The following is a 4347-nucleotide window of genomic DNA, read 5'->3' on the forward strand; positions in this document are numbered from 1 at the left end:
GAGGCTCGGCGCCGCCGCGATCAGCTTCCGCGTGTACGGGTGCCGGGGCGCCCCGAGGACCTCGTCCGCGGTGCCCTCCTCGACCACGACCCCGTTCTCCAGCACCACGATCCGGTCGGCCCGGTCCGCGGCGACCCCGAGGTCGTGCGTGATGAGCAGCAGCGCCGTGCCCCGGTCCCGGACCAGGGTCTCCAGGTGGTCGAGGATCCGCCGCTGCACCGTGACGTCGAGGGCGCTGGTCGGCTCGTCGGCGACGACCAGCCGCGGCCCCGCCGCGATGGCGATGGCGATGAGCACCCGCTGCCGCAGGCCGCCGGAGAGCTCGTGCGGGTACTGCCGGGCGCGCACCGCGGGGTCCGGGACACCGGCCTGCTCCAGCAGGGCGACCGCGCGGCGGCGCGCCTCCCGGCGCCGGGCCAGCCCGTGGATGACCAGCACCTCGGCGACCTGGTCACCGACCCGCTGCACGGGGTTGAGCGAGACGGTCGGGTCCTGCGGCACGAGCCCGACCTCCCGGCCGCGCACCGCCTGCCACTCGCGCTCGGTCAGGTCGGACACGTCGCGCCCACCGAGCCGGATCCGGCCGCCCGTCACCGAGCCGCCGCGGGCGAGCAGGTGCAGCGCCGCGTGCGCGGTCGTGCTCTTGCCGGACCCGGACTCGCCGACCAGCGCGACGACCTCGCCGGGCCGGACCCGGAGGTCGACCCCGCGCACGGCCCGGTACACCTGGCCGTCCCGGGTGCGGTAGCCGACCTCGAGGCCCTCGACCTCGAGCACCGGCGTGGCCTCGTCGGCGCCGGGCGCGACGGCCCGGTCCTCCTGCAGCTGCGTCACTGGTCCTCTCCCGTCGTCTCGAGCGCCCGCGCGACCCGGTTGGCGGACAGCACGACCGCCACGATCACGAGCCCGGGCAGGGTGGTGAGCCACCAGGCGGTGGCGAGGTAGTCGCGGCCGCCGGAGATCAGCGACCCCCACTCGGGCGTGGGCGGCGGCGTGCCGTAGCCGAGGAAGCTCAGCGCGGAGACCGCCAGCACCGCGCCGCCGAACTCCAGCGCGACCAGCGCGAGCACCGGGCCCGCGGAGTTGGGCAGCACGTGCCGGCCCAGCACCGACCACCAGCGGGCGCCCGACGCGCGGGCGGCCTCGACGTACACCGAGGTGGACGTGCGCAGCACCTCGGCGCGCATCACCCGGGCGAACGTCGCCACCGCACCGACCCCGACCGCAACGGCGATCTTGGTCGGCCCGGTGCCGAGCGCGGTGATGATCGCGAGCGACAGCAGGATGCTCGGCACCGCGAGCAGCACGTCGACCCCGCGCCCCACGACGTCGTCGACCCACCCGCGCAGGAACCCGGCCAGCAGGCCGAGCGCCGAGCCGACCACCAGGCCGACGAGGACGGCCAGCGCGGTGGTCCGCAGGGACAGCGAGGCGCCGTGCACGACGCGGGTCCACACGTCGCGGCCCAGGTGGTCGGTGCCGAACAGGTGCTCGGCGGACGGCGGCAGCAGCCGGTCGGCGGGGACGCCGCTGATCGGGTCGCCGGACGCGAACACCGAGGGCGCGGCGGCCCACGCGGCGACGAGCAGCAGGACCAGCCCGGCCAGCACGAGCCCCGGGCGCCGGAGCAGGTACCGCCCCGCCCGCGCGGCCCACGGCCCGGCGGACCCGGCGCCGCGCGCCCGCCCGTGCCGCAGGATCGACCGGGCGTCCTGGCGGTCGGCGATCTCGATCTCGTCGGGGGTGCGGGTGGTCGTGGCGGTCACGCGGCCACCGCCTTCCGGGTCGGGGCCCGCTCGATCCGCGGGTCCAGCAGCGGGTACACCAGGTCGACGACGAGCGTGGTGACGACGAACACCAGCGCCGACAGCACGACGATCGCGAGCACCACCGGCACGTCCTGGGTGTTCACGGACTGCACGGTGAGCCGCCCGAGCCCGACCCGGGAGAACACGGTCTCGGTGACGACGGCCCCGCCGAGCAGCCCGCCGACCAGGACGCCGAGCATCGTGAACGCCGGGATCGCCGCGTTGCGCAGCGCGTGCCCCAGCTGCACCCGGAGCCGGCCGGCTCCCTTGGCGCGCGCGGTCTCGACGTACGGCTCGCCGAGCGTGCCCCGCAGGCTGCGGGACAGCACCTGCGCGAGCTGCGCGCCGGGCGGGATCGCGAGCGTCACGGCGGGCAGCACCAGGCTCTGCCAGCCCGCGTTCCCGATCGCGGGCAGCAGGCCGGCGCGGAACGACAGCCACTGCAGCAGCACGAGCCCGATGAAGAACGTCGGCAGCGCGACCCCCACCGGCGGCAGCGCCGACAGCACCTGGCGCAGCCACCGGCTGCGCGGCAGCACGCTGGCCACCGCGAGCGCCGTCCCGCCGAGCACCGCGAGCGTCAGGGCGACGCCCGTGAGCAGCAGGGTCTGCGGCAGGGCCTGTGCCACCAGCGTCCCGGCCGGCGCGCCCGACTGGTACGACGGCCCGAAGTCGAGCCGGACCGCCCCCCACAGCGCGTCGGCGTACTGCACCAGCACGGGTCGGTCCAGCCCGTACCGGGCGCGCAGGTCGTCCAGCAGGGCCGGGTCGACCGAGGCAACCTCTCCGCCCGACCCGGCGGCCAGGGCCGCCGGGTCGCTCGGGAGCAGGTAGAGCACGAAGAACGCGATGGTGAACGCGGCCCAGAGCACGAACATCCCCTGGGCGGCGCGCCGCGCGACGTACCGGGCCATCAGGACGGGTCCACCCACGCGCCGTAGAAGTCGAGCCGGCTGGAGCCCTCGAACGTGAGCCCGTGCACGCGGTCGGCGGCGGCGATCGTCGTGGACAGCTCGTAGACCGGGATGGCGTGGCCGTGCTCGACCAGCAGTCGGGAGGCCTCCTCGATCAGGCCGGCGCGCTCGTCCGGGTCGGTGGCCGCGGCGGACCGGTCGAGCAGGTCGTCGACCTCCTCGGCGGGACGGTCGTTGATGTTGCGGGCGTTCGCGGAGAAGATCAGCCGCAGCACGTCCGGGTCCGACCGGGTCAGGTTGTAGTAGTCGAAGTCGAAGTCGCCGCTCTCCTTGATCGCGGTCGACTCGGCGATCTCGACGTGCTGCAGCTGCAGGTCGACGCCGATCTGGCGCAGCTGCTGCTGCACGAGCTCGAGCGGCGCCGGGTCCTGCCAGAAGGTCACCGTGGTCGACAGCCGCTGGCCGTCCTTCTCGCGGATGCCGTCGTCACCGACGACCCAGCCCGCGTCGTCCAGCAGCTCCTCGGCGCCGTCGGGGTCGTAGGCGAGCAGGTCACCCAGGTCCGGGGCCAGCGGGGTGGAGTGCGACAGCACGCCGGTCGCCGCCTGGTCGCGCTCGGTGAGCACGGTGTCGACGATCTGCTGCCGGTCGATGCCCTTCGAGATGGCGACCCGCACCGCCTCGTCGGACGCGAGCGGGCTCGACTCCTTCGGGAACAGCTGGTACGCCACGCCGGGGTTGGCGCGCTGCTGCAGCCAGAACCCGTTGCCGTCGAACTGCGGCTGGTCCACCGCGGCGATCGCCGCGGTGGCGTCGATCTGCCCGGACTGCAGGCTGCCGGCACGCACCGACGACTCCGGGATCACCTGGAAGGTCACGCTCTCGAGGTACGCCTCGCCGGTGTGCTCGTCGGACTCCGACGACCAGTCGTAGCCGGGCACCCTGGTCAGCACGATCTCCTGGTCCTGGGTGTACGACTCGACCTGGAACGGGCCGGAGCCCACGTAGTCGCCGGCGCAGCGCTCCTCGGGCGTCAGCTCCGCGGACGCGGGCGACAGCAGGCCGAGGGAGAACGTGGAGCTCGCCTGGAGGAACTGCGCGCTCGGCTGGGCGAAGTCGACGGTGAGCGTCTGCGGGTCGGCGACCGTCGTGCCCTCGTAGCCGACCAGGTACTGCGAGCCGAGCGAGGCGGTGGCGCCAAGCGCGACGATCGCGTCGAAGTTCGTCTTCACGGACTCCGCGTCGATCGGGGTGCCGTCGGCGTAGGTGGCGCCCTCGCGCAGGTGGAAGGTGTAGCTCGACGCGTCGTCGCTGACCTCCCAGCTCTCCGCGAGCCACGGCACGATCTCGCCGGTGTCCGGGTCCTGCGCGGTGAGCGAGGCGACGGTCTGCCGGGCGACGGCGATGGCGTCGTTGTTGCCGACCTGCTGGGGGTCGATGCACCGGGAGTCGACCGTGATGGCGAACCGGAGGTCGCCGCCGGAGACGGGCTCGGCGGAGGCGTCGGTCGAGGCGTCGCCGGACCCGCCGCCGGTCCCGCCGGAGGAGCAGGCGGCGAGCAGCAGGGCGGTGGTGGCGAGCGTGGCCGCGGCGGCGGGGCGGGCGCCCCGGCGTCGGGTGGGCGT

The 4347-nt window shown here is 75.0% G+C and carries 4 protein-coding genes; all 4 read right to left on the reverse strand.

Translation table 11 applies throughout. From position 1 onward, the window contains the following. On the reverse strand, window positions 1-834 hold an 834-nt coding region (locus tag G6556_RS17450; RefSeq protein WP_166944219.1), incomplete at its 3' end, for an ABC transporter ATP-binding protein. Continuing rightward, on the reverse strand, window positions 831-1631 hold the full coding sequence (locus G6556_RS17455; protein WP_240934687.1) for an ABC transporter permease: 801 nt from the start codon (window positions 1629-1631) through the stop codon (window positions 831-833). The genes G6556_RS17450 and G6556_RS17455, both read right to left, overlap by 4 nt. A gap of 131 nt (window positions 1632-1762) precedes the next feature. Continuing rightward, the gene (locus G6556_RS17460) at window positions 1763-2740 is read right to left on the reverse strand and encodes an ABC transporter permease (protein ID WP_346774972.1); all 978 of its coding nucleotides are present in this window, start codon (window positions 2738-2740) and stop codon (window positions 1763-1765) included. After that, a partial coding sequence (locus tag G6556_RS17465; protein WP_205693684.1) for an ABC transporter substrate-binding protein occupies window positions 2722-4347 on the reverse strand: 1626 nt, incomplete at its 5' end. The genes G6556_RS17460 and G6556_RS17465, both read right to left, overlap by 19 nt.

It is taken from the genome of Cellulomonas sp. IC4_254 (assembly GCF_011603975.1).
Lineage (GTDB): Bacteria > Actinomycetota > Actinomycetes > Actinomycetales > Cellulomonadaceae > Cellulomonas.